We start from the raw sequence: 20700 nt of genomic DNA, 5'->3' as shown, positions 1-20700 counted from the left end.
AGGTCGACCCGAGCGGCATGTTCGGTTTCAAGAACCTGATGCCGACCTTCCCCCTGCCCGAGGGGGAGAGTGAGGAGAGCTGGTTCCGCACGTGAGCGCGTCGCCGGCGAGGTCGCCTCGGGCTCGGCCGACCTCGGCCTCGTCGACGGGATCACCGCGCCCAGCGATCCGTTGCGGCTGCCGGACGTGGGGCCGCTGTCAGGCTTCGGGGTCGCCGAGGAAGAGCTGATGGTGGTGTTGCCCGCCGGCCACCCGCTCTCACACCGGCACGGCCTGGCGCTGACCGACCTGACCGACGCGCTGTGGCTGCGGGCGCCGGTCGCCGTACCGGTGGAGCGGCTGCGCGAGCTGGCCGGCGGGGGCGGGTTTCGCGCCGCGCTGCGCTACGACGGCGAGGACCTGCACACGGTGCTGAATCTGGCCGCCGCGGGGAACGGCCTGGTCCTGCTGCCCGCCTCGGTGACGGCCGGAGTGACGCGGGGGGTGCCGCTGACCGCGCCGCGGGTGGTGCACCGGGTGGAGGTCCTGTACGCCGAGCCCGCAGGCCAGGCCGCCGCACTCGCCGCTCAGCTGCGCCAGCCGCCCTCGTCCACCCCGCCGGGCACCTCCGCCCGCGGATCGTAGGGGATACGGGTGAAGACGAAGGTGTTGAGATCCAGGTGGCTGGGTGAGCCGTCGGGCCCGCGAACCACACGCAGGGTCTCACCCGCGTAGTAGCCGTCCAGTCCCAGCCAGGTCCCGTCGGCCTGGGCGGCGAACCGGGAGGCCCGGCCGGTGCCACCGACCGGGTTGAGGGAGACACCGCCTTCGGGCAGCAGCCGCAGCACGTACGCGCTGGGCCCCCAGTACCACGGGCCGGTCAGCTCCAGCAGGCCCGCGCTGTCGGCGACGGGCGTCCACTCCTCGGGCAGGCGCGGCTCGTGCTGGTCGAGGATCGCCAGCAGATCGGTCAGCAGAGCGCGGCTGACACCCGAGGTGGAGTTGGCCATGAACAGCACGCCGACCCTGTCGGACGGATCGGCCCACACCGTGGCCAGGAAGCCCGGCATGGAGCCGGTGTGACCGGCCAGGCGGCGGCCGTTCGCGCGGGCCAGCTGCAGCCCCAGACCGTACCCGCCGGTCCAGGCGTCGCCGTCGTCGACGGTCGCGGGTTCGCGCATCTCCACCACGGTGGCCGGGGCGAGCACGCCGCCGGTGTCGCCGGCCACGAACGCCGCCCACCGGGCAAGGTCTGCGGGGGTGGACCACAGCTGCCCGGCGGGAGCCATGGCGACGGCGTCATGCTCGGGTTCGGGCAGCAGTACGTCCGCCCAGGGGTGCACGGCGTAGCCGCACGCGTGCGGCGCGCGCGGCCGGGGCGTGGTGTCGCGCATGCCCAGCGGCCCTAGGATCTCCTCGTCCACGGCCCGCGCCCAGTTCACGCCGCGGTGGCGGGCCACCAGCTCGCCCAGCAGGGCGAAGCCCACGTTGGAGTAGTGGTAGCGGCGCCCGGGACGGTGCTTGGCTGCGTCGGGCCCGAGCGCGGCGACCAGTTCCTCGGCCGGCACGCCGGGGGTCCGCTCCCACCACTGGCCCGGCGACTCGGCACTCAGCCCGGAGGTGTGCGACAGCAACTGGGCGACGGTCACCTCGCCGACGCCGGTCCCGAGACCGGGGATGTGCTTGGAGACCGGGTCGAGCAGATCCACCTTCCCCTCGTCGCGCAGGCGCATGACCACGACCGCGACCAGGCTCTTGGTGATCGAGCCGATGCGGTACTGGGTGAGGGGGGTGGGGGCGGCCCCCTCCACCCGGCCTCGCGCGCCGAACCAGGCCAGCTCCCCGTCGCGCACCACCCCGGCGGCCAGCGAGGGCAGGCGCCCCTGGGACTGCTCCACCGCGACCCTGCGCAGCAGCGCGCGAGCCGTACTCTCCAGAACCGGCGACATGAGAGGGCTCCTCCCCGACACGACAAAAAGTGCCCCCAGGTTAGTGCCGCTCGAGCCCGGGGGGCATCGCCGGCGGCTCCGCGAGATGCGCGCCGCCGGCCCCGATGAAGACGATGTCGGCCACGGCGACCACTGCGGCCGCCGCGCCCCTGGCCACCTTCGGCGGCTCGCGCACCCGTATCGCCTGGCCCACCAGGCACGAGCTCAAGCGCATTCCCATCCGCCACCCCACACCCGTCTACCCGTGGTCACTCGCCTGGCACATCGTCAACCATCACCCCGACCCCGGCAAACTCCGCGACCACCTGCGCCACGTGCCCACACCGGCCCCGCCGACCGACACCTGGAGCCCCCTCACGACCGGGGAGGATGAGCCGGGCAGAGGCTAGGACCAGGTGCCCGGCGGCGCCCGCTCTCGCCGGGAGAGGGACTTTCGGCTCTGCCCACAGCCAGCCAAAGACCCTGGTACGCCGGGTACATGCGCCGCACGGTGGAGGCAACACCACGGGGGAGGTGGCCTGATGAGTTCCTTCGGCTACCGGATCCGGTGCCGTCTGCGCCTGCATCGGTTCGACAGCAACCCTTTGCGTAGACGCTCGGACCGGATCGAGACAGTCGCCGTGTTGGTGAGCCTGCTGCTTTTCGTCGCCGGGCTGTGGCCGACGGTCGGACTCGGCCGGCAGGCCTACCAGGACGGCCTGCGAGCCGAGCTCGCCGCCCCCCACCGGAGGGCGGTCGCCGCCGAGGTCGTGGGCACGGCCCGCCCGGCGGAGCCCGGCCTCGGCGGGCAGGCGCGCACGGTGCGCTGGACGGCGGCGAACGGGACCCCGCGCACCGGCCAGGTCGTGCTCCCCTCGGCGGTACCGGTCGGCTCGCGCACCGAGATCTGGCTGGATGCCGCGGGCAGGCCCACCGACCCCCCGCAGAGCCGCGCGGAGACGGTCACGGTCGCCACGCTCACCGCGATCGGGGTGATGGCGTGTATCTCGATGATCCTGCTGGTCTTCCTGGTCGGCCTCCGGGTGCTGCTGAACCGCTACCGTGACGCCGAGTGGGAGAGGGCGTGGTCCCTCGCCGACCAGCGATGGCACAGGCCGAAGCAGGGCTGATCTCTGCCGTGCAGAAGAAGGCCGCCACGCCCTGGCCCGCAAGATCTGCCACGGCGAGAAGGGCGAGCCGTACCGTGCCCAGATCCAGCGCATCCCGTCGTATCCGGCGTCGTTGCGGACCTCGAAGCCGAGGGTGTCGCGCTAGAAGGCCGGGGAGGCGTCCGGGGCGTCGTGCGGGAGGAAACTCGTGTGAATGGTGATGTCCATGGTGGTCAGGCCAGGTGCGGCTCGGTGACCGGCGCTTCTTGATTCCTGACCGGTCTGGTCACCTGTTTCGCCACGCACGGCGGTATCCCCGCCGTCGCGCGCGCCGCGTGGTGCCGGTAGGTGCTGGGCGGCACACCGACCAGTTCGGTGAAGCGGGTGCTGAAGGTGCCCAGCGACGAGCAGCCGACCGCGAAACAGACCTCGGTGACGCTGAGGTCGCCACGACGCAGCAGCGCCATCGCGCGCTCGATGCGCCGCGTCATCAGGTACGAGTACGGCGACTCGCCGTAGGCCAGCCGGAACTGGCGGCTGAGGTGCCCGGCGGACATGTTCACGCCGCGGGCGAGCGCCTCGACGTCCAGTGGCTGCGCGTACTCCCGGTCGATCCGGTCGCGGACGCGGCGCAGCCGCGCGAGGTCGCGCAGGCGCTGCGCCGCGGCGGGTCTGCTGGTCACCTGTGAGATCGTGCCACATACGACTGTATGTGAAGGTTGAACACGCTCCTTTATCGGTCGGGACGAGTCGAAACAGATGAGAGAACTCGTCTCACGGTGTCCGCGAGGGCCTCGCTCAGGTGCCCACGTAGGCCGCGAGGTGCTCGCCGGTGAGGGTGGATCGGGCGGCGACGAGGTCGGCGGGTGTGCCCTCGAAGACGATCCGGCCGCCGTCGTGGCCGGCGCCGGGGCCGAGGTCGATGATCCAGTCGGCGTGCGCCATGACCGCCTGATGGTGCTCGACGACGATGACCGACTTGCCGGAGTCGACGAGCCGGTCGAGCAGGCCGAGCAACTGCTCGACGTCGGCGAGGTGCAGGCCCGTGGTCGGCTCGTCGAGGACGTAGACGCCGCCCTTCTCGGCCATGTGGGTGGCCAGCTTGAGCCGCTGCCGCTCGCCGCCGGACAGCGTGGTGAGCGGCTGGCCGAGGCTGAGGTAGCCGAGCCCGACGTCGGCGAGCCGGTCGAGGATGGCGTGCGCGGCCGGCGTGCGCGCCTCGCCGGCGCCGAAGAACTCCTCGGCCTCGGTCACCGACATCGCGAGCACCTCGCTGATGTCGCGGCCGCCGAGGTGGTGGTCCAGCACCGATGCCTGGAACCGTTTGCCCTCGCACTCCTCGCAGGTGGTGGCGACGCCGGCCATCATCGCCAGGTCGGTGTAGATGACGCCGGCGCCCTTGCAGGTGGGGCAGGCGCCCTCGGAGTTGGCGCTGAACAGCGCCGGCTTCACGCCGTTGGCCTTCGCGAACGCCTTGCGGATCGGGTCGAGCAGTCCGGTGTAGGTCGCCGGGTTGCTCCGTCGCGAGCCGCGGATCGCGCCCTGGTCGATCGAGACCACCCCCGCGCGGCCGGGGATCGACCCGTGCACGAGCGAGCTCTTGCCGGAGCCGGCGACGCCGGTGACGACGGCGAGCACCCCGAGCGGGATGTCGACGTCGACGTCGCGCAGGTTGTTCGCCGTCGCGCCGCGGATCTCCAGCTTGCCGGTGGGCTTGCGCACCTTCTCTTTGACGACGGCCCGGTCGTCGAAATGGCGGCCGGTGAGGGTGCCGCTGGCCCGCAGCCCCTCGACGGTGCCCTCGAAGCAGACGGTGCCGCCCGCCGTACCGGCGCCGGGGCCGAGGTCGACGACGTGGTCGGCGATCACGATCGTCTCCGGCTTGTGCTCCACGACGAGCACCGTGTTGCCCTTGTCCCGCAGCCGCAGCAGCAGGTCGTTCATCCGCTGGATGTCATGGGGGTGCAGGCCGATGGTGGGCTCGTCGAAGACATAGGTGGTGTCGGTGAGCGCGGAGCCGAGGTGGCGGATCATCTTGACGCGCTGTACCTCGCCGCCCGACAGCGTGCCCGACGGCCGCTCGAGCGACAGGTAGCCCAGCCCGATCTCCACGAAGGAGTCGAGGGACTGCTGCAGTGCGATGAGCAGCGGCGCCAACGGCGGCTCGTCCAGATCGCGCACCCAGTCGGCCAGGTCGCTGATCTGCATCGAGCAGGCGTCGGCGATGCCGATCCCCTTGATCTTGGAGGACCGGGCCGCCTCGCTGAGCCGGGTGCCGCCACACTCGGGACAGGAGGTGAACGTCACCGCCCGCTCCACAAAGGCCCGGACGTGCGACTGCAGCGCCTCCTTGTCCTTGGACAGCATCGACTTCTGGATCTTCGGGACCAGGCCCTCGTACGTCAGGTTGATGCCGTCGATCTTGATCTTGGTCGGCTCCTTGTAGACCAGGTCGTGGAGCTCGGCCTTGGTGTACTTGCGGATCGGCTTGTCGGGGTCGAAGAAGCCGCAGCCGCTGAAGATCCGGCCGTACCAGCCGTCCATGCTGTAGCCGGGGATCGTGAGCGCACCCTCGTTGAGCGACTTGGAGTCGTCGTAGAGCTGGGACAGGTCGATGTCGGTGACCCGGCCCATGCCCTCGCAGCGCGGGCACATGCCGCCGGTGATGCTGAAGTCGCGCCGCTCCTTCACAGTCTTCCCGCCGCGCTCGAACGAGACCGCACCTGCTCCGCTGATGGAGGCGACGTTGAAGGAGAAGGCCTGGGGCGAGCCGATGTGCGGCCGGCCGAGCCGGCTGAACAGGATGCGCAGCATCGCGTTGGCGTCGGTGACGGTGCCGACCGTGGAGCGGGGGTTGGCCCCCATCCGCTCCTGGTCGACGATGATCGCGGTCGTCAGCCCTTCGAGGACGTCGACCTCGGGCCGTGCCAGCGTCGGCATGAAGCCCTGCACGAAGGCACTGTAGGTCTCGTTGATCAGCCGCTGCGACTCCGCGGCGATCGTGCCGAACACCAGCGAGCTCTTGCCCGAGCCGGAGACGCCGGTGAACACCGTCAGCCGGCGCTTCGGGATCTCGACGCTGACGTCCTTGAGGTTGTTCCCGCGTGCGCCCTGCACGCGGATCAGATCATGGCTGTCGGCAATGTGCAGCGCAGGCGACTGCGTGTCCGTCCTCGTGGCCATACTCATCATGTCTCCATCTGTTAAGCGGGGTCGCCTTCACGGTCCCCATCGGCGTCGCCTGGCTTGATCTGACTAGCTTTGAGCAGTATGTCTGGTTCTCCTTCGTCGGCGCGGTCGCGGCAACGGTCCGCTGTCCACCTGATCAGCGTGTCGGCCGGGGGGCGCGACGAACCGGTCACCCCGCTCCTGCGGCAGCGCGCCGATCTCGATCATGGACACGTCGCGGGCATGGCCCGGCCCCAAAGGCCGGGGAGGCATCCGGGGCGTAGTGCGAGAGGAAGCTCGCGTGAATGGTGATGTCCATGGTGGTCAGGCTAGGTGCGGCTCCATGACCCGCGCTTCTCGATTCCTGATCGGTCTGGTCACCTGTTTCGCCACGCACGGCGGCATCCCCGCCGTCGCGCGCGCCGCGTGGTGCCGGTAGGTGCCGGTAGGTGCCGGACCTGTGTCGCCGGCCATGCTCGCCGCCCTCGCGTCGGCGACCGGGCGCGTCACGCTCGGCACGGCGACGCCACTGCCCGCCTTCCGCCGCCCGGTCACGGCCGCGCAGAAGCTCGCCTCATCCGAAGCCTCCAACCCACCTGAAGGTCCGAACTCCCGACAGACCCTCAGGCCGGGTACCGGGTCGAGGCCGATGTGGCCGATCTCGTGAGCGAGTGCGGTCACCGGGCGGCCTGAAGGGTGGCGAAGGCCGGAAACTCCTCATCCGTTCGGGGCCGTGGCCTTCACAGCGGACAGTAGGAGGTCGATGCCGAAGGAGTAGTAGGCGTCAAGGTCAGGGGGAGCGGAGAGGGTGGCGGCGAAGGCTGCCAGGTGGGGGTAACGACCGGGAGGCAGGCGTTCCAGGTCGAGGCGATGTTGCCGCCTGAGCTCCGCGGCCTTCTCCTCGTCGCCTCCCACGCCGCCGGGCTGGCAGGACACCATCGCCGCGGCTCCCAGGAGCAGGTAGGTGGCCACCTGGTCGGCTTCCTGGAGCGTGAACCCGGCCTCGGTAAGCAGCCCGATCGCGGTGTCAGTGGCCCGGCGGTATTCCTCGGCCGCACTCTTGTCGATCATCGGCAGCAGGGTGGACAGGTATGGGTGCGCGCGAGTCTGTTCCACCAGCGCGGTGATCATCGCGCGCAGGCGCTGGCTCCAAGGCCGGTTCGGGTCCACCTCGGCGACGAGCGCCGCGAGCAGGTGGTCGGCGAGCGCGGAGAGCAGTTCGTCCTTGTTCTTGACATGCCAGTACAGCGCCGTCGGCGTGACGCCGAGCTCGGCGGCGAGCCGGCGGATGGTTACCGCCTGAAGCCCGTCGGTGTCGGCGAGCCTCAACGCCTGCTCAATGACGGCCTGGCGGGTCAGTTTCTCGGGAGCCACTTGACAACTATACGCGGCACAGGATCTCCTAAGCAACGTACATGTACAACGTTCATGAACGCTGTACAGGGCAGGTCGACAGCTGATTAGGCGGCCGTTTCCGCTGGGAGACACGCATCGCGGTCATCCCGACAAGACCAGATCCACAAGGGGGCACCAGACATGAGACACGACGAGAGAGCCGAACCCACACGCCTGCACCGCTTGGACCACTGGCTGTATCGCGGCGGTCGGCCCAACCGCCTGGCGCGGGCGATCAACCGGGTCTGGGCCACCGTGTTCGCGGCCGGGGTGCTGCAGCCGGACCGGATGGTGACCCTGCAGGTGCCGGGCCGGCGTACCGGCCGCGTCATCTCCTTCCCGCTGGTCGTCGCGGACCACCAGGGCGAGCGCTACCTGGTGGCGATGCTCGGCCAGAACACCAACTGGGTGCACAACGTCCGCGCGGCCGAAGGGCGGGCGGTGCTGCGGCACGGCCGCAGCGAGGCGGTGCGCCTGGACGAAGTCGATCCCGGAGCCCGTGCACCCATCCTGCGCCGCTACCTGGCCCGCTCGCCGGGAGGCCGCACCCACATCCCGGTGGACCCGCAGGCACCGCTGGAGGAGTTCGAGCAGATCGCCGCGCAGTACCCGGTCTTCCGCATCACGCCCGACCGGTCGGCGTCCCCGCCCGGTTCTGGCCGATAGCCCTGCCCCATCCCGCGCGCCACCCATGCCGCACCGGGGCCCAGGACCGACCCGGCATGTGGTGCGTGAGCCTCGTAGGGGGAGGAGGCGCACCGAGGATTCCCCCGCGTGCGCGGCACTCGGTGTCCAGGTCTTCCACGTTCAGGGTGAGGATCTCCTTCGCACGCGGCGGTTTCGCAGGTCATCCGCCAGAGCACCCGCTCGCGCAGGCCGTGCGCGTCATCTGGTCGACTCCGTGACGATCGCGTCGGAATCCGGCATACGGCCAACCTGGCTTGACTTAAACCTTGGTTTAACAACGAGCCTGGTTCTGCCGGGGCGTCCGAAGGACGCCGCATATCCCTTGTGACCAGCGGAGAAACTGTCGTGCCCGAAGATCCCCTCCAGCTTGCAGTCAACTTCTCGGCCCTGAAGAGGCCGAGCTTGCAGCTCCTCGCCGTCGATGGATTCGACGGTTCAGGCCGCGTCGTCGGCAGCGTGACGCACTGCCCGGCGACCGATGTTGATCGCCGCGAAGTGATCCGCCGGGCCAGCGAGCCCGCACGAAACACACCGGAACTCATCCCTGGTGGGACGGTTCCGTTTGTCGAGGTGTCCGCATCCCGGGCAGGTGCGGGAGGTGTTGCGCGGATCCACCAGCCGTACGACCACCCCGGTCAGGGCGGCCTTGTACGTCACGAACGTCCGGAGCTGGTGGAAACCCCAGGAGTGCAGGTCGGCACGCTGAGCCTTGTGAACCGTGACCCGCTCCCGGATGCCTTCGAGGTCTTCGAGGGCGATCCCGGCGCGGGTGTCTTTGGCCTTGCCGACCAGTTGTTTGGAGATGACGTGGTTGACGTCGCGGGCGAACCGCGACTCCTTGCGGCGGCGCCTTTTCAGCAGCCGCTTGGCGGACTTGGTGCCCTTGGCCTGGAGCCGGGCCCGCAGCCGGGCGTTGCGCCGCCGCACCGCCCGTACCCCCTTGCCGCTGTAGGGCTTACCAGTGGAGTCGGTGGCGAGGTTGACGATGCCCAGATCCACCCCCAGCCACTCCTTGGGCTCCTGCTGCCGCGCCGGTTCGGGGACCTCGACGACCACGGCGAGGAAGAACATCCCGTCGCGGTAGACGAGGTCCGCCTGACCCTGCAGGATGGCTCCCTCGCTGTTCAGCCACCGGCCCTGGTAGAGAACGGGCACGACGACCCGGCCGCTCAGGGTCAGGAGACTGACCGCATCAGGGCCCTTCCAGGTGAGGATGCGCTGGTCGTAGGCGACCGCCCCCAACTCCCGAAAGACCGGTTTGATGGTCTTGTCGCGTTTGTAGGCCTCGCAGGCCTTGGCGATGGAGCGGACGGCCATCTGCGCTGACAGGCCGTACTCGTGGCGCAGGCCGGTGTAGGCGAGCTTCTGCAGGGCGATCTTGTTCGCGGTGCGGTGGGCGAACGCGATCTCGGCGGCTCTGGTCGCGGCGGCATTGCAGGCGCGCATCGTCGCCAGCAGCGCCCGCCCCTGCTCAGGTGAGGGCGCGAGTTTCAGCATCTCCGTCACCAGCACGCATCGAGTCTGTCACTCACCGCTACCGGGCGGCACCGTTTTCCCGCGTTTCCTCCTCGCCGTGAACGACGGGGCCTCCACGCTGCAATTCCGGTGAACGCCCAGACGGCCCTCGTACCGCCGGCGAGTAGTGCTCCGTGGTCCACGTGATGACGGCATTGGTCGGCCTGGTCGCCCAGCTGCGGCTTGGTGATGGCACTCGGCGCCGGCCGCTTCCCGCCGGGCACTGATCCAAGCGTCATCCGGGACGTCAGAGTAGCAGGCGCACCGCGGCGAGCAGGGTGAGCCCCAGCGTGATGCGTTCGAAGAGTGTCCGGTCGATCCGGCCGATCACGGCACGCCCGGCCGCGGCCCCGGCCAGCACCGCGGGGGTGCCCAGTGCGGCGAACAGGAGGGTGGCCGGGGTGATCAGGCCGAGCGCGACGCTGAACGGCACCTTGAAGGCGTTGATCGTCAGGAAGAACCACGCGCTGGTCCCCAGGAAACCCAGCATCGGCAGGCCCGCCGCCAGGAGATAGACGGCCATGATGGGCCCCGCGGCGTTGGCCGTCATGGTGGCGAAGCCGGCCAGGACGCCCGCCAGGGCCGCCACGGGGCGGTGGTGGGCGAGGGAGTCCTCCTGCGCCCGGCGCCGGTTCCACAGGTGCATGACGACGATCACCACCAGGATCACGCCGATCAGCCGCCTCATCTGCGCGTCGTCGACCCAGCGCACCACGAACGCGCCGGCGACCACGCCCAGGGCGACCCACGGAAAGAGCCTGATCAGCCTGGGCCAGTCGGCATGGCGGCGGTAGGAGAACACCGCGACCACGTCGCCGACAAGCAGTAGCGGCAGCAGCATGCCCGTGGACTGCCTGGTCGGCAGCACGAGCGCGAACAGGGCGATCGCCACCGTCCCCGCTCCGGAGACACCGGTCTTGGAGAAGCCCACAAGGAACAGGGCGGCCAGCAGCACCACCCACTGGACGGCGTCAAGGGAGAGCATCGGCCTCACCGGAAACAGGGCACGAAGGGGGCGTACCGGATGTGAGAGGTCAGAGGCGACGGTACATGATGCGCAGGCCGACGGAGTCTTCGGCCGGCGCCCCGTCTGGATGCCCGGTACTGGTCACGCAAGCCTTTCGGTCGCGTCCGCCGGGTGGGCCGCGGCCTCCGCTCGCCCCGGGGGGAAGTGGCTGTCGACACAGGCACCCAGCCTTCGGCGTCCTCCCCGCCCCCGGCTCAGTCGATCACCGCATCTGCAAGATCGTTTGCTTTGACCGTACAGTGCATGGCGCGGGGTGCGGCCTCCGATCAGGGGCGGCGGCCCGCAAGGACGCAGAACTCATTCCCCTCTGGGTCGGCAAGTACGACCCAGCTCTCATCGCCTTGGCCGACGTCGGCGTGTCGAGCACCTAGGTCGAGCAGGCGACGGACCTCTTCGTCCTGCTCCCTGTCGGTTGGGTTGACGTCGAGGTGAAGCCTGTTCTTGACGGTCTTGCCCTCGGGCACGCGCGCGAATGTCAACGTCGGTGGCACTGGGCCAAGGTGGTTCTTGCCTTCAGGCACCACAGGGGAGCCAATTGTGACAATTCCATCGCCTTCGTCTTGCACCTCGTAGCCAAGGACCGAGCACCAGAACCGGGCGAGACCGTTGGGATCGGCACAGTCGATCGCAAGGTCGGTGAACTTACTGGCCATGCCAGGACCTCCCGGTCAATTGACGCGCTCTCCGGCCCGAAGGCCGGAGATTCAGCCCGTGCCGCGTCACGCGGCACCTCTGAGGCTTCCTGCTTCATCGGCCTGTGCCACCGCGAGCGGTGGTCTTACCTGGCCTCCACGGGCGTTTAACGTCTCCGCCTCCTCCCCGCTTTTCAGCGGGGAGGTTTCCGTCCAGCGGCGACGATTCGTTGTCCTTCGGTCAGGATGTTGATGGCCGCGTTGACATCACGGTCGTGGACGGCGCCGCAGGCGCACACCCATGACCGGACCTTCAGCGGCATGGAGTCGGCGACGGTTCCGCACGCCGAGCACAGTTTCGAGCTGGGAAACCAGCGGTCGATCTTGACGAACGTCCGCCCATATCGGGCGGCTTTGTACTCCAACATCGCGACGAACTGTGACCACCCGGCGTCGTGCACGCTCTTGGCCAGGCGGGTGCGGGCCAGTCCGGACACGGCGAGGTCCTCCACATAGATCGCTTGGTTGTCGCGGATCAGCGTGGTGGAGAGCTTGTGTGCCCAGTCGCGGCGGGTGTCGGTCACCCTGGCGTGCGCCTTAGTGACCTTCAGTTTGGCCTTGACCCGGTTGGCTGAACCCTTCTGTCTGCGGCTCAGCGCCTTCTGTGCCTTGCGGAGCTTCTTGGCCGCGCGCCGCAGGATACGCGGGTTGTCGATCTTCTTGCCGTCGGAGGTGACCGCGAAGTGAGTCAGCCCCAGATCGATGCCCACCTCGTTCGGCGAGTCGGGCAGCGCCTCGGTGGTGGTCTCGACCACGAACGAGGCGAAATACCGGCCCGCACTGTCCTTGATCACCGTGACCGAGGACGGGTCGGCGGGCAGGGAGCGTGACCAGCGGACCAGTACATCCCCGATCTTCGGCAGCCGTAGTTTCCCATCCGTCGTGATCGTGAAGCGGGCGTTCTTGGTGAACCGGATCGTCTGGCGGTTGTCCTTGCGGGACCGAAACCGGGGCACGGCGACCTTGCGGCCCTTGCGCTTGCCGGACAGGGAGGCGAAGAAGTTGCGGTAGGCGGTGTTCAGGTCCGCGAGCGCCTGCTGGAGCAGCACCGCCGAGACCCCGCCCAGCCATGCCCGCTCCGGGGTCTGCTTGGCCTGGGTGATGACCCGCTTGGACAGGTCGGCGTCGCCGATGTACGGCAAACCGTTCTCGTGGGCCTCCTGGCGGACGCGCAGCCCGTCGTTGAACACCACGCGGGCGCACCCGAACGCCCGCGCCAGCGCCTGGCGCTGGGCGGCGTCCGGGTACACCCGGTAGTTGTAACGAAGCTGCACGGTAATCATTGTACTGTTCGATCTATGACTGAGCGTATGGGAATCCGCGCGATCCGTGAACACATCGGCGACCGCGCCAACGCCGCCCATTACCTTGGCGAACACACCATCGTCGAACGCAACGGCCGGCCCTTCGCCGTCCTGGTGCCCTACGCATGGTGGGAGCAGCAGCAAAACACCGAAGGTCAGGGCACGCTCGCGCCTTAGCCGGCACTCCCGCGCGGGCCTTCACCCCCGGCCTGAAGGCCGGAGCACTGGCCCGCAGTTCGGTAGCGGGTCCGCCAAAGGCCACACGCTAGTCGCAGTGTCCGACAGCGAGGTAAGCCGCGCGTGGTGTGCGTTTCGGACGGCTGTACGGCCCGTGCGCTCGCCCCGCACAGAGCCTATGAGTACATGTCGTGAATTCCCGCAGGCGTGTCGGGCTCCACGGGCGGGCGCAGGTGAAAGTTTCAGTCGCCACCGGGCACAGGGGCGCCGGACCGCGTCTCGCCGGCGCCTGGTAGCCGCAGGTGGAAAGGGATGCGGCGGGCGCCGGAACCTCTTTGAGCACCGAGGCCACGGCATCTCCGATGGCTCCGGGAGGGGATTTTCGGTATGTGATGAAGGTTCTGAAAGCGCTTTCCGAACCCGTATCCGCTCAACCACAAGGGGAGAGCATGTCCCGATCATCACCACCGCCCCCGCGCCGCCTGCGCGTGATCTGCTCGGCGGCCGCGCTCGCGCTCGCTGCGAGCCTGGCTCCGGTCCTGGTCGCCCAGGCCGCGGCGGCCGGCTGCCGCGTCGACTACTCGGTGTCCACCCAGTGGTCGGGAGGCTTCACCGGCAACGTGGCGCTCACCAACCTCGGTGACCCGGTCAACGGCTGGAGCCTGAACTGGAGTTTCGCCGCCGGGCAGCAGGTGACCCAGGCCTGGAACTCCACCGTCACCCAGAACGGCACCCAGGTGAGCGCCACCGACGCCGGCTACAACGCCGCGATCGCCACCGGCGCCACCGTCTCCTTTGGTTTCAACGCCTCCTGGAACAACTCCGCCAACCCGGCGCCGGCGGTGTTCACGCTCAACGGCGTCGCCTGCACCGGCTCGACCGGCCCGACCCCGACCCCGACGGTCACCCCGACTCCCACGCCCACTCCCACGGTGACTCCCACGGTGACCCCCACTCCGTCCGCCGGCGCCCGGCAGGTCGAGGACCTCGACCGCGGGCTGATCAGCGCCCGCTCCGGCAGCGGCAACTTCGTCGCCTGGCGCCTGCTGGGCACCGACCCTGCGGACGTGGCCTTCAACCTCTACCGGGGCTCGACCAAGGTGAACGCCTCGCCCATCACCGCCTCCACCAACTACTTCGACTCCGGCGCCGCGGCCGACGCCTCCTACACCGTGCGAGCGGTGGCCGGCGGCACCGAGCAGGCCGCCTCCGAATCCTCCCTGCGCTTTTCCGGCGGCAACTACCTCGACGTGGCGATCCAGCCCCCCTCCGGCGGGACCACACCCGACGGCGTCGCCTACACCTACGCCGCCAACGACGCCAGCGTGGGCGACCTCGACGGCGACGGCCGCCACGAGGTGATCCTCAAGTGGGAGCCCACCAACGCCAAGGACAACTCCCAGTCCGGCTACACCGGCAACGTCTACATCGACGCCTACCGGCTGGGAGGCGGACGGATGTGGCGCATCAACCTCGGGCGCAACATCCGCGCGGGCGCGCACTACACGCAGTTCCAGGTCTACGACTACGACGGTGACGGCCGGGCCGAGGTCGCGATGAAGACCGCCGACGGCACGGTGGACGGCACCGGCACCGTGATCGGCAGCTCCTCCGCCGACTACCGCAACTCCTCCGGATACATCCTGTCCGGCCCCGAGTACCTGACCATGTTCAACGGGCAGAACGGCGCGGCGCTGTCCACGGTCAACTACGACCCGCCCCGCGGCACGGTCTCGGCCTGGGGTGACTCCTACGGCAACCGGGTCGACCGGTTCCTGGCCGGGACCGCCTACCTGGACGGCACCCGGCCGAGCCTGATCATGGCCCGCGGCTACTACACCCGTACCGTCGTGGTGGCCTGGGACTTCCGTAACGGCTCGCTGACCCAGCGCTGGAAGTTCGACTCCAACAGCGCGGGATCGGCCTACACCGGGCAGGGCAACCACCAGCTCTCGGTCGCCGACGTCGACGCCGACGGCAAGGATGAGATCGTCTACGGGGCGATGACCCTCAACGACAACGGCACGGTCCTGTGGAACACCGGCCTCGGCCACGGGGACGCGTTGCACGTCGGCGACCTCAACCCGGCACGGAGCGGCCTGGAGGTGTTCAAGGTCGACGAGGATGCCTCCAAGCCCAGCTCGTGGATGGCCGACGCCCGCACCGGGCAGATCCTGTGGCAGACCGGCTCGGCCGGCGACAACGGCCGGGGCGTGTCGGCCGACATCTGGTCCGGCAGCGCCGGAGCCGAGTCGTGGTCGGCCTCCGGCGGGGACGGCATCTTCAACACCTCCGGCCAGATCGTGGGCCGCAAACCCTCCTCGACGAACTTCCTGACCTGGTGGGACGCCGACCCGGTACGGGAACTGCTGGACGCCACCAAGATCGACAAGTATGGCACGAGCGGTGAGACCCGCCTGCTGACCGCCGGCGGGGTGCACTCCAACAACGGCACCAAGGCCACCCCGGCACTCTCGGGTGACCTGCTGGGCGACTGGCGCGAGGAGGTCATCTGGGCCACCTCCGACAACACCGCGCTGCGGATCTACACCACCACCGCCGTCACCGACCGGCGGATCCACACCCTGATGCACGACACCCAGTACCGGACCGCGATCGCCTGGCAGAACACCGCCTACAACCAGCCGCCGCATCCGAGCTTCTTCATCGGCTCGGGCATGTCGGCCCCGCCCAGGCCCAACGTCTACGTGCGCTGAGGGAAGGGCTCAAAGGAGCGGGACCAGATCGGGGCCGACGACGTGCCCCTGATGGAGGTCGGGTTCGTTCTGGTCGTGCCGGAAGTGCCCGGCGTACCAGACGACGACGTTGGTGGCGCTGACGCTCTCGCCGTTGACGAAGCGGTTCAGCATCGCCCGGTTGTCGGAGCCGGGGTTGCCGTCGTAGAGCTCGGCCGGGTGGTGGCGCAGGAACCACAGGTCGGCGACACCGTAGGGGTCTGCGGTGTTGTCGTGCTCACCGGGGTGTATCCGCCACCCTCGGCCGCTGGTCTTGTCGGTGACCTGCCAGAACAGTGCGGGAGGACGCCTTCTTCTGGCGACCTCCCGCACGATCGTCACCGGCTGGGGCACGGTCGAGCCGGTGTCGTCGAACTGCTCGATCACGTCGTTGGCCGAGCCCTCCACGTCGAAGTCGAAACGCCAGTAGACGTGGTGGCGGTGGCGCATGCAGGTACGCGGGTTGCGCACCCCGGCGAAGCCGAAGCGCGGCCTGATCGTGCCCTCGTCGCTCAGGCGCCACTCCGAGGCGTAGCGGTACCAGCCGGCCGCCAGTTCGCTGACGATGCGCAGCTCACCGCCCGTGTGGTGGAAGGCCACGCCCTGGAAGTTGCCGGCGTCGTTGTCGCCCCGCTCCAGGATGGTGCGCGGAGGCTCCGAGCAGATCCGCCACCCCCAGCCCACCGGGTCGGTGCCGGTGGCGGAGAAACGGGTCTCCTGGTTCTGCCAGTCGCGGTAGGTGACGCCGTCCTCCTCGTACTGGACGTTGAGGATCGGCACGTGCGCCTGGCGCAGCACGAGCCTGCCCCGGTAGCGCACCTGCCTCAGCTCGACCCCGGAGCCGTCTCCGGGGTTGGCCGGTGAGGAGGCCCGGGGCCGCACCACGACCATGCTCCACAGCTCGGTGCCACCGTCGACGACGCGCAGCCGCACCTGGTCGGGACCGCCCTGGTCGCGCAGGCTCTCCACCCCCACCGGCAGGTGCGACTCACAGTCGCCGGGGTGCATCGCGACACTGACACCGGCGGGGGACCAGTCGACGTCACCGGCGGCGATGTCCACGGCCACGATGCGGTGCCTGGTCTCACCCGAGGGGTGGTAGATGCCCAGAGTGGGGCGGCGGGTGGTGGTGCCGTCGGGGTTGTCCAGATCGGCCAGGGGCGGCATGGGCTGGTAGATCAGCACGTCGTCTCCGGCGGGGAAGCGCTCCTCGGCCCGCAGGATCGCCGCCGCGGCCCGCAGTTCCTCGGGGCGCGGGTTGGGCCGGTAGGCACTGGGCAGCACCTGCGCCCCCTCGGGCCGGTCCAGGGTGCCGCGCAGCTCGACCCCCCGGTTGGAGACCGGATCGAACACCGCTGCCCGAAACGAGGCGTTCTCATCTGGATCGTGGCCGAGCGCCACCGCCGGGCCCACGATCAGCCCTGCGGCGTCGGCGACCCGCAGGTGCTCGCGCACGTCGGGGTGCGCCGCGGCCACCTCGCGCACCCGCTCGGCGGCAAGCTCCGCCCGGCCGACCGCCTCGATGATCACCTGTACGGTCATGCCGGCCTCCCCGTCGTGACGTCCACCGGCCGTCCCACCCCCGGCATACGGCGCCTCCCCGTCATACCGTCCCGATGCGGCGCTGGGAAGACCCAAGATCGCGGAAACCGTCCGCGCCGCCGGGGGGCATGGACCCCGGCCCGGCAACGGCCCTGCGCCCGCACGGTGTGCTCCAGGCACCGGTGGCGTTCGTCAACCGGCGGGCGGGCGTGGACTTCGACCGGCTCGAGGCGATCGACAACCCACCGGCGGCCAGAGCGCCGACACCGCTCTTCCATGGCGGCGACGACAGCACGGTGCCGGTGCGGCGCCCCGGCTCGGCCGGCCGCTGCGCCATGAGGAGTTCCCGGGCGCCGAACACACCGGTTCCTGGGACACCGACCGCACCTGCGTCCTCGACTGACCGGCCCTCGCGAGGAGACGGCCCCCACAGGTCACCGCGAGTGCGCGGACGGTGATCTCGGCCGGTTTTGGCCGTCCTCAGCCGCGGTCGAGCCGGATGGCGATGTCGAGGACCTGGCGGTTGGCGGGAAAGGCGCCGTAGTTGTAGTTGACGGCGCCGGTGAGCAGGTTGATGCCGTAGAACCCGTAGCGGCCGGCGACCTTCAGCGCGGCGAAGGCGCTGTTGGAGACGGTGACTCCGTCGCGCAGCGAGCTGTAGACGTCGAAACCCGCCGCGCCGCTCGCGGCCACCCGCAGGCTGCCGGTCTGCACCAGGGTGCCCGCCCCCGCGGGCGACTGCAGGCTCACCTGGCCGGTGGCGGTGTTCACGCCGAAGAGCGTCGTGGCGGTGTCCGGGCTGAGGTCGTTGTTGGTGTATCCGGCACCCGACACACCGGTCGCGACCGTTCCCACCACGGCAGGCGGGACGGGCGGGAGGGTCAGCGTACGGTCGGCCACGGTCTGCCCGGCGGCCGGGCCGCCCGTGGGGTCGTCGAGGTTGTGCCGCAGGTTCTGCCCGGTGTCGCTGATCACACGCAGCCGGTTGGCCGCGGGACTGAAGTCGACGCCGAAGTGGTAGCCCCTCAGCGCCACGGTCAGCTGGGAGACCTTGACCGCCTTGGCCGGGCCGCTGAGCGTGTAGACGCCGCCCCGGTCTCCGACGCCGTACAGCCTGCCGTTCTGCACGCGGTAGTCGATGCCCACCAGCCGGGTGTCGCCGTCGAGCCCGCGGATCCTGCCCAGGTCACGCGTGCGGCCGGGGGAGCGGATCGCAAAGCCCACCAGACGCTGGTCGCCGGTCAGCCCGATGACGTCGATGCCGGGCCGCCCGGCGGCCGGCGGGGCCGCGGCGCCGGCCGTCGCCACCGTGCCCAGCACCATCATCAGGGCGGTGAGTGTCCTTCGCATGTGCCTCTCCTTCGCAGCCGGGTGCCGTGCGCCCCGGACTTCGGCGGCAAAGCCGTTACGGATCGGAGAGACTCCATCACACACGGTGCCCGTCTGGCCCGCGAAGAGGGGAGGAGACACCGGCGTGTCCGCGATTCACCTCGCCCGCCTGTGTACCGGGCCCGGCGAAACCGGCGAAACCTCGCATCCGGCGGTCCCGGTACACGGGCGGGCGAGGGCGGGGGCGAATCCGAAACCAGCTGCCCGGGGCAGCCGTCGCCGGGTGAGCCCGGCTTGGAGCCGAAGGTCGGCTGCGGCACAATACCCGCCATGAACACCCCTCCGGCGTCCCCCACTCCCGGCAGCGTGCTGGAGGCCGTGCTCGAACGCATCACCTACGCCAACGAGGAGAGCGGCTACACCATCGCCAGGGTGGCCGTCGATCGCTCCAGCGACCTGCTGACCGTGGTCGGGCCGCTGCTGGGAGCCCAGCCCGGCGAGTCACTGCGGCTGACCGGGCGCTGGACCTCCCACCCCAAGTACGGCAAGCAGTTCGAGGTGTGGTCCTACACCACCGTGCTGCCCGCCACCGTGCAGGGCATCCGGCGCTACCTGGGCTCCGGGCTGATCAAGGGCATCGGGCCGAAGATGGCCGAGCGGATCGTCGAGCACTTCGGCGTCGAGACCCTGGAGGTCATCGAGACCACTCCCGAGCGGCTGGTCGAGGTCCCCGGCCTCGGCCCCAAGCGAACCAAGATGATCGGTGTCGCCTGGGAGGAACAGAAGATCATCAAAGAGGTGATGATCTTCCTGCAGGGGGTCGGCGTGTCCACCTCGATCGCGGTCCGGATCTTCAAGCAGTACGGCGACAACTCCATCACCGTCGTCAAAAGCGAGCCCTACCGGCTGGCCGACGACGTGTGGGGCATCGGTTTCAAGACCGCCGACACCATCGCCCAGGCCGTGGGCATCCCGCACGACAGTCCCGAGCGCGTCAAGGCGGGCCTGCGCTACACCCTTTCCCAGGCCGCCGACGACGGCCACTGCTACCTTCCGGCGCCCAACCTCGTCGCCGACGCGGTGAAGATCCTGGAGGTCGCCGCCGAGCTGACCACGCGCTGCCTGCAGGAGCTCATCGCCGAAGAAGGCGTGGTCGCCGAGGAGATCCCGGTCGGCGACGGCACCGTCCCCGCGGTCTACCTGGTGCCCTTCCACCGCGCCGAGCTGTCCCTGGCGGGCGCCCTGCGCACCCTGCTGACCTGCGAGCACGACCGGCTGGGGGTCTTCGGCTCCGTCGACTGGGACGTCGCGCTCAAATGGCTGCGCACCCAGACCGGCGCCGACCTCGCCGAAGAACAGGCCCACTCGGTGCGGCTGGCGCTGACGCAGAAGGTCGCGGTGCTGACCGGAGGCCCGGGCTGCGGCAAGAGCTTCACCGTGCGCTCCATCGTCACCCTGGCCCGGGCCAAGAAGGCCAAGGTGATCCTGGCCGCGCCCACCGGCAGGGCGGCCAAGCGCCTGGCGGAGCTGACCGGCCACGAGGCCACCACCGTGCACCGGCTGCTGCAGCTACGCCCCGGCGGGGATGCCACCTTCGATCGTGACAACCCCCTGGACGCCGACCTGGTCGTGGTCGACGAGGCCTCGATGCTGGACCTGCTGCTGGCCAACAAGCTGGTCAAGGCCATCGCCCCGGGCACGCACCTGCTTTTCGTGGGCGACGTCGACCAGCTGCCCTCGGTCGGCGCCGGCGAGGTGTTGCGCGATCTGCTGGCCGCCGAGAAGGAGATCCCCCGGGTACGGCTGACCCACATCTTCCGCCAGGCCCAGGAGTCCGGCGTCGTCGTCAACGCCCACCGGGTCAACACCGGCCTGCACCCGGCCCTGGAGGGCATGAGCGACTTCTTCCTGTTCCCGTGCGAGGAACCCGAGGAGATCGCGGCGCTGACCGTGGACGTGGTCACCAACCGCATCCCGCGCAGGTTCGGCCTCAACCCACGCCGCGACGTGCAGGTGCTGGCCCCGATGCACCGGGGCGCGGCCGGGGCGGGCAACCTCAACCAGGTGCTGCAGGAGGCGCTGACCCCCTCGCGCGAGGGCATGCCCGAGCGCC

At 69.9% G+C, this 20700-nt stretch carries 19 protein-coding genes; 7 read left to right on the top strand and 12 right to left on the bottom strand.

The genetic code is table 11. From position 1 onward, the window contains the following. Positions 1 to 69 precede the first annotated feature (69 nt). Positions 70 to 624 (top strand): LysR substrate-binding domain-containing protein, encoded by a 555-nt coding sequence (locus ABZ260_RS22650; protein ID WP_355620897.1) that lies wholly within the window; start codon positions 70 to 72, stop codon positions 622 to 624. Here the strand turns inward: ABZ260_RS22650 and ABZ260_RS22645 are convergent. Beyond that, on the bottom strand, positions 567 to 1928 hold the full coding sequence (locus tag ABZ260_RS22645; RefSeq protein ID WP_355620894.1) for a serine hydrolase domain-containing protein: 1362 nt from the start codon (positions 1926 to 1928) through the stop codon (positions 567 to 569). The genes ABZ260_RS22650 and ABZ260_RS22645 overlap by 58 nt on opposite strands. Positions 1929 to 2041: 113 nt before the next feature. On the opposite strand from ABZ260_RS22645, the gene ABZ260_RS22640 reads away from it, so the two are divergent. Then, positions 2042 to 2317: a hypothetical protein gene (locus tag ABZ260_RS22640; RefSeq protein ID WP_355620891.1), complete on the top strand. Its 276-nt coding sequence runs from the start codon at positions 2042 to 2044 to the stop codon at positions 2315 to 2317. A gap of 132 nt (positions 2318 to 2449) precedes the next feature. Next, positions 2450 to 3037, top strand: coding sequence for a hypothetical protein (locus ABZ260_RS22635; protein WP_355620888.1), 588 nt, complete (start codon positions 2450 to 2452; stop codon positions 3035 to 3037). Positions 3038 to 3249: 212 nt separating this feature from the next. Here ABZ260_RS22635 and ABZ260_RS22630 read toward each other — a convergent pair whose 3' ends face one another. The 4 genes from ABZ260_RS22630 to ABZ260_RS22615 all read right to left on the bottom strand — a co-directional run bounded on the left by ABZ260_RS22630 (position 3250) and on the right by ABZ260_RS22615 (position 7558). Beyond that, complete coding sequence (locus tag ABZ260_RS22630; RefSeq protein ID WP_355620885.1) at positions 3250 to 3699, bottom strand: helix-turn-helix transcriptional regulator; 450 nt, start codon at positions 3697 to 3699, stop codon at positions 3250 to 3252. Between the two features lie 115 nt (positions 3700 to 3814). Further along, positions 3815 to 6205: an excinuclease ABC subunit UvrA gene (locus tag ABZ260_RS22625; RefSeq protein WP_355620882.1), complete on the bottom strand. Its 2391-nt coding sequence runs from the start codon at positions 6203 to 6205 to the stop codon at positions 3815 to 3817. Between the two features lie 303 nt (positions 6206 to 6508). Then, complete coding sequence (locus tag ABZ260_RS22620) at positions 6509 to 6865, bottom strand: hypothetical protein (RefSeq protein ID WP_355620878.1); 357 nt, start codon at positions 6863 to 6865, stop codon at positions 6509 to 6511. Positions 6866 to 6901: 36 nt separating this feature from the next. Next, positions 6902 to 7558, bottom strand: coding sequence for a TetR family transcriptional regulator (locus tag ABZ260_RS22615; protein ID WP_355620875.1), 657 nt, complete (start codon positions 7556 to 7558; stop codon positions 6902 to 6904). A 162-nt stretch (positions 7559 to 7720) separates the two neighbouring features. Between ABZ260_RS22615 and ABZ260_RS22610 the strand changes: the two genes are divergently transcribed. Beyond that, complete coding sequence (locus tag ABZ260_RS22610) at positions 7721 to 8245, top strand: nitroreductase/quinone reductase family protein (protein ID WP_355558427.1); 525 nt, start codon at positions 7721 to 7723, stop codon at positions 8243 to 8245. Positions 8246 to 8701: 456 nt separating this feature from the next. Here ABZ260_RS22610 and ABZ260_RS22605 read toward each other — a convergent pair whose 3' ends face one another. The 4 genes from ABZ260_RS22605 to ABZ260_RS22590 form a co-directional block, all read right to left on the bottom strand. Next, positions 8702 to 9778 carry a transposase gene (locus ABZ260_RS22605; RefSeq protein WP_355620872.1) on the bottom strand — a complete coding sequence of 359 codons (1077 nt, stop codon included), beginning with the start codon at positions 9776 to 9778 and terminating at the stop codon, positions 8702 to 8704. 250 nt (positions 9779 to 10028) lie between these two features. After that, positions 10029 to 10766 carry a sulfite exporter TauE/SafE family protein gene (locus ABZ260_RS22600; RefSeq protein ID WP_355620869.1) on the bottom strand — a complete coding sequence of 246 codons (738 nt, stop codon included), beginning with the start codon at positions 10764 to 10766 and terminating at the stop codon, positions 10029 to 10031. A gap of 308 nt (positions 10767 to 11074) precedes the next feature. After that, positions 11075 to 11461 (bottom strand): VOC family protein, encoded by a 387-nt coding sequence (locus ABZ260_RS22595; RefSeq protein ID WP_355620866.1) that lies wholly within the window; start codon positions 11459 to 11461, stop codon positions 11075 to 11077. Positions 11462 to 11634: 173 nt separating this feature from the next. Continuing rightward, a complete protein-coding gene (locus ABZ260_RS22590; protein ID WP_355620863.1) occupies positions 11635 to 12774 on the bottom strand; it encodes a transposase in 1140 nt (379 codons plus the stop codon). Between the two features lie 24 nt (positions 12775 to 12798). Between ABZ260_RS22590 and ABZ260_RS22585 the strand changes: the two genes are divergently transcribed. Continuing rightward, positions 12799 to 12981, top strand: a complete 183-nt coding sequence (locus ABZ260_RS22585; RefSeq protein WP_350929815.1) for a hypothetical protein — start codon at positions 12799 to 12801, stop codon at positions 12979 to 12981. Between the two features lie 449 nt (positions 12982 to 13430). After that, positions 13431 to 15698: a cellulose binding domain-containing protein gene (locus ABZ260_RS22580; protein WP_355620860.1), complete on the top strand. Its 2268-nt coding sequence runs from the start codon at positions 13431 to 13433 to the stop codon at positions 15696 to 15698. A gap of 9 nt (positions 15699 to 15707) precedes the next feature. Here ABZ260_RS22580 and ABZ260_RS22575 read toward each other — a convergent pair whose 3' ends face one another. The 3 genes from ABZ260_RS22575 to ABZ260_RS22565 form a co-directional block, all read right to left on the bottom strand. Then, the gene (locus ABZ260_RS22575) at positions 15708 to 17258 is read right to left on the bottom strand and encodes a hypothetical protein (protein WP_355620857.1); all 1551 of its coding nucleotides are present in this window, start codon (positions 17256 to 17258) and stop codon (positions 15708 to 15710) included. Positions 17259 to 17319: 61 nt separating this feature from the next. After that, positions 17320 to 17619, bottom strand: coding sequence for a hypothetical protein (locus tag ABZ260_RS22570; RefSeq protein ID WP_355620854.1), 300 nt, complete (start codon positions 17617 to 17619; stop codon positions 17320 to 17322). A gap of 119 nt (positions 17620 to 17738) precedes the next feature. Continuing rightward, a complete protein-coding gene (locus ABZ260_RS22565; RefSeq protein WP_355620851.1) occupies positions 17739 to 18608 on the bottom strand; it encodes a DUF4394 domain-containing protein in 870 nt (289 codons plus the stop codon). Between the two features lie 309 nt (positions 18609 to 18917). Between ABZ260_RS22565 and ABZ260_RS22560 the strand changes: the two genes are divergently transcribed. Further along, positions 18918 to 20700: AAA family ATPase (locus tag ABZ260_RS22560; RefSeq protein ID WP_355620848.1), on the top strand; the 1783-nt coding region annotated here is incomplete at its 3' end.

It is taken from the genome of Streptosporangium sp. NPDC006013, assembly GCF_040614275.1.
Taxonomy (GTDB): domain Bacteria; phylum Actinomycetota; class Actinomycetes; order Streptosporangiales; family Streptosporangiaceae; genus Streptosporangium.
This window is presented reverse-complemented; position numbering and strand designations above follow the sequence as displayed.

Excerpts from the sequence above, each read along its gene's own strand:
- ABZ260_RS22645 (WP_355620894.1), bottom strand. The coding sequence starts at position 1,928 with ATGTCGCCGGTTCTGGAGAGTACGGCTCGCGCGCTGCTGCGCAGGGTC.
- ABZ260_RS22640 (WP_355620891.1), top strand. The coding sequence starts at position 2,042 with ATGTCGGCCACGGCGACCACTGCGGCCGCCGCGCCCCTGGCCACCTTC.
- ABZ260_RS22635 (WP_355620888.1), top strand. The coding sequence starts at position 2,450 with ATGAGTTCCTTCGGCTACCGGATCCGGTGCCGTCTGCGCCTGCATCGG.
- ABZ260_RS22625 (WP_355620882.1), bottom strand. The coding sequence starts at position 6,205 with ATGAGTATGGCCACGAGGACGGACACGCAGTCGCCTGCGCTGCACATT.
- ABZ260_RS22610 (WP_355558427.1), top strand. The coding sequence starts at position 7,721 with ATGAGACACGACGAGAGAGCCGAACCCACACGCCTGCACCGCTTGGAC.
- ABZ260_RS22600 (WP_355620869.1), bottom strand. The coding sequence starts at position 10,766 with ATGCTCTCCCTTGACGCCGTCCAGTGGGTGGTGCTGCTGGCCGCCCTG.
- ABZ260_RS22595 (WP_355620866.1), bottom strand. The coding sequence starts at position 11,461 with ATGGCCAGTAAGTTCACCGACCTTGCGATCGACTGTGCCGATCCCAAC.
- ABZ260_RS22585 (WP_350929815.1), top strand. The coding sequence starts at position 12,799 with ATGACTGAGCGTATGGGAATCCGCGCGATCCGTGAACACATCGGCGAC.
- ABZ260_RS22580 (WP_355620860.1), top strand. The coding sequence starts at position 13,431 with ATGTCCCGATCATCACCACCGCCCCCGCGCCGCCTGCGCGTGATCTGC.
- ABZ260_RS22575 (WP_355620857.1), bottom strand. The coding sequence starts at position 17,258 with ATGACCGTACAGGTGATCATCGAGGCGGTCGGCCGGGCGGAGCTTGCC.
- ABZ260_RS22565 (WP_355620851.1), bottom strand. The coding sequence starts at position 18,608 with ATGCGAAGGACACTCACCGCCCTGATGATGGTGCTGGGCACGGTGGCG.